Source organism: Flavobacterium sp. LM5 (assembly GCF_002017945.1).
Lineage (GTDB): Bacteria > Bacteroidota > Bacteroidia > Flavobacteriales > Flavobacteriaceae > Flavobacterium > Flavobacterium succinicans.
Window position 1 is genome coordinate 1 of the sequence record NZ_MUFX01000033.1, and the last position, 3074, is coordinate 3074.

The window sequence follows — 3074 nt, forward strand, 5'->3', positions numbered from 1 at the left end:
GTATTTATGCTACATACCTTTTAACGGTTTGTTTTTTGATCGTATGATTGCCACTTTCAAAATAAAAGGTAATGTGGGATTCTTAATCTATTTTGTGGATTCCTTCGGTTACTTGGGTAGCATTTTAATATTGCTATTTAAAAATTTTGGATATAAAAAAATATCATGGTTACACTTCTATATTCAATTGAATTATGTAATTGCCATTATTGGTTTTTTTACGATTATAATGGCGGCAGTACTTTTTCAAAGAAAGATTAATAAAATGAATTCGGCTGCAACATCCATAGAAGAAGAAACAACTTTTCAACTTCCAGAACTGAACTAAAACACATTCATCACGATGCAAAACAAATATGATTTACTTGTAGTTGGCGGAGGAATTCTAGGACTGTTCCATGCCTATCATGCATTGCAAAAAAAACTAAAAGTGGCTATTATTGAAAAAAATAGTTTACCAAGTGGAGCCTCTGTTCGAAATTTTGGACAGGTAATCCATCTGCAATGAATTTAAAATGGCAAAATTTTGGTAGAGAAAGTGTTTCAATCTACAAAAAGCTACAAGACCAAACCGACTTAACCATTCGACAAAACGGCTCCGTATATTTAGCCTCAAATGAAGAAGAAGTACAATTGATTGAAGAATTGAGCCAAATAAACAAAGACCAAAATTACGATTCTATTTTATTGACAAAAAAAGAATGCTTACAGCGTTTTGACGGATTAAAATCCGACTATTGCAAAGCGGGTTTGTTCTTTCCCGAAGAGATAACAGTTGATTCTGGAGAGCTGATTAGACGTTTTCAAAGACTCTTAATCGAAAAATTTGGCTTAACCTTTTTTTACAACACCACCATTACATCAACTAGCGAGAGTTCTTTAGGTTGTGAAGCAATTGCGGCCAATGGCCAAAAATTTATAGCATCTAAAATTATAATTTGTGGCGGAAGTGAATTCAAAACACTTCATCCTAATATCTATGAAAATAGCGATTTGGTTGCGACAAAACTTCAGATGTTACAAACTAAACCGCAAGGCATATATGCTCTCCCAAGTAATATACTAACAGGCTTAACCATTCGTCGCTATGAAGCATTTGAAGAATGCCCATCGTATGCTAGTATAAAAGCAAAAGAAGTTTCGAGTAGCTTCGATAAAAAATTTGGGATCCATATTCTTTTCAAACAATCCTTAGACGGTTCAATCATTATTGGAGATTCTCATGAATATGCTGATGCAAAAGACATCGACGTTTTAGGCTACGATCTAAATATGGAAATTGATGCTTTTATGATTAATGAAGCTAAAAAAATAATCGACCTACCTACCTTCGAAATACAAAAAAGATGGTTTGGTATCTATTCACAATGCAAAACTCAGGATATTTTTGAACACAATCCTAGTCCAAATATTCATATTATCACCGGAATTGGTGGCAAAGGCATGACAGGAAGTGCCGGATTTTCTAGACTAAATTTCTAAATTTATATTCAATAAACCACATTGACAAATGTACATAAAACTGCATGTCTATAGACATGGCAGAACCACTGTTAGATTGATGTCAATTTTGTATTAAAACATTAGAATATTTCAGTCTAGTAAAATCCGGCACTTCCTGTCATGCCTTTGCCACCAATTCCGGTGATAATATGAATATTTGGACTAGGATTGTGTTCAAAAATATCCTGAGTTTTGCATTGTGAATAGATACCAAACCATCTTTTTTGTATTTCGAAGGTAGGTAGGTCGATTATTTTTTTAGCTTCATTAATCATAAAAGCATCAATTTCCATATTTAGATCGTAGCCTAAAACGTCGATGTCTTTTGCATCAGCATATTCATGAGAATCTCCAATAATGATTGAACCGTCTAAGGATTGTTTGAAAAGAATATGGATCCCAAATTTTTTATCGAAGCTACTCGAAACTTCTTTTGCTTTTATACTAGCATACGATGGGCATTCTTCAAATGCTTCATAGCGACGAATGGTTAAGCCTGTTAGTATATTACTTGGGAGAGCATATATGCCTTGCGGTTTAGTTTGTAACATCTGAAGTTTTGTCGCAACCAAATCGCTATTTTCATAGATATTAGGATGAAGTGTTTTGAATTCACTTCCGCCACAAATTATAATTTTAGATGCTATAAATTTTTGGCCATTGGCCGCAATTGCTTCACAACCTAAAGAACTCTCGCTAGTTGATGTAATGGTGGTGTTGTAAAAAAAGGTTAAGCCAAATTTTTCGATTAAGAGTCTTTGAAAACGTCTAATCAGCTCTCCAGAATCAACTGTTATCTCTTCGGGAAAGAACAAACCCGCTTTGCAATAGTCGGATTTTAATCCGTCAAAACGCTGTAAGCATTCTTTTTTTGTCAATAAAATAGAATCGTAATTTTGGTCTTTGTTTATTTGGCTCAATTCTTCAATCAATTGTACTTCTTCTTCATTTGAGGCTAAATATACGGAGCCGTTTTGTCGAATGGTTAAGTCGGTTTGGTCTTGTAGCTTTTTGTAGATTGAAACACTTTCTCTACCAAAATTTTGCCATTTTAAATTCATTGCAGATGGGATTACCTGTCCAAAATTTCGAACAGAGGCTCCACTTGGTAAACTATTTTTTTCAATAATAGCCACTTTTAGTTTTTTTTGCAATGCATGATAGGCATGGAACAGTCCTAGAATTCCTCCGCCAACTACAAGTAAATCATATTTGTTTTGCATCGTGATGAATGTGTTTTAGTTCAGTTCTGGAAGTTGAAAAGTTGTTTCTTCTTCTATGGATGTTGCAGCCGAATTCATTTTATTAATCTTTCTTTGAAAAAGTACTGCCGCCATTATAATCGTAAAAAAACCAATAATGGCAATTACATAATTCAATTGAATATAGAAGTGTAACCATGATATTTTTTTATATCCAAAATTTTTAAATAGCAATATTAAAATGCTACCCAAGTAACCGAAGGAATCCACAAAATAGATTAAGAATCCCACATTACCTTTTATTTTGAAAGTGGCAATCATACGATCAAAAAACAAACCGTTAAAAGGTATGTAGCATAAATACATTCC

At 33.5% G+C, this 3074-nt stretch carries 5 protein-coding genes; 3 read left to right on the forward strand and 2 right to left on the reverse strand.

Annotation, left to right across the window (positions count from 1 at the left end; genetic code table 11):
* The 3 genes from BXU11_RS17925 to BXU11_RS16940 all read left to right on the forward strand — a co-directional run.
* Positions 1-328: DUF5690 family protein (locus BXU11_RS17925; protein WP_223253772.1), on the forward strand; the 328-nt coding region annotated here is incomplete at its 5' end.
* 15 nt (positions 329-343) lie between these two features.
* A complete protein-coding gene (locus BXU11_RS18635; protein ID WP_369803227.1) occupies positions 344-508 on the forward strand; it encodes an FAD-dependent oxidoreductase in 165 nt (54 codons plus the stop codon).
* Complete coding sequence (locus BXU11_RS16940; RefSeq protein WP_369803228.1) at positions 505-1482, forward strand: TIGR03364 family FAD-dependent oxidoreductase; 978 nt, start codon at positions 505-507, stop codon at positions 1480-1482. Before BXU11_RS18635 ends, BXU11_RS16940 begins: the two co-directional genes overlap by 4 nt.
* 116 nt (positions 1483-1598) lie before the next feature.
* Here the strand turns inward: BXU11_RS16940 and BXU11_RS16945 are convergent, their stop codons facing one another.
* Positions 1599-2726: a TIGR03364 family FAD-dependent oxidoreductase gene (locus BXU11_RS16945; protein WP_078213365.1), complete on the reverse strand. Its 1128-nt coding sequence runs from the start codon at positions 2724-2726 to the stop codon at positions 1599-1601.
* 15 nt (positions 2727-2741) lie between these two features.
* The coding region (locus tag BXU11_RS16950) for a DUF5690 family protein (protein WP_223253773.1) at positions 2742-3074 on the reverse strand (333 nt) is incomplete at its 5' end.